Source organism: Paraburkholderia sp. AV2 (assembly GCF_054968425.1).
In genome coordinates this window covers 1-518 of record NZ_JBANLK010000126.1, presented here as the reverse complement: position 1 = coordinate 518, position 518 = coordinate 1, and the positions used below count along the sequence as shown (strand labels likewise).

General features: G+C 65.8%; 1 protein-coding gene. It reads right to left on the bottom strand.

The features are described from left to right. Positions 1–518, bottom strand: a 518-nt coding sequence (locus V8683_RS31395; protein ID WP_462880758.1) for a MobA/MobL family protein, incomplete at both ends; no start/stop codon positions are given.

Sequence of the window (518 nt, the reverse complement as noted above, 5' to 3'; positions counted from 1 at the left end):
GGGGTGTGGGTCTGCGCGAGGATGGCCCGATCCTCCCGCTGCGCCCGGACGATGTTGCCGCGGTCGGTGTGTTCCCCGCGGCGTTCCATGGCAACCGCGACCCGTCCCAAGGTCTGTTCTGCCTCGATGCCGTCGCCACGTTTGAGGTGGCTGCGGTGATCGAACTCCTTCCCCAGCTCGTGGCGGATGGAGTAGGTGTTGCAGAGGTCGGCCCAGTGTTCCCGGCACGCCTCGATCTCCTTCCAGGAGGTCTTGGGATTGCCGAGGTCGCGCAACTTCGGACCCAGCAAGCCGTCATCACCCAGCGCGCGATCAGGCATGAACACGTGGATGTGGTAGCCCTGCTGTTCGGCGGTCTTGGTGTTGCCGAACGCATCGACCGCATTGTCCCGGTGAAGGGCTGCCGTTGCGACCGTGCCGTATCGTTCGGAGAGCCAGGCGGTGTAGTCCCGCATGATCCCGGACGCTGCCTCCTTGTCGAGGCCGAGCGGAACCGACTGCCGGAAGTCTCGGGCCAG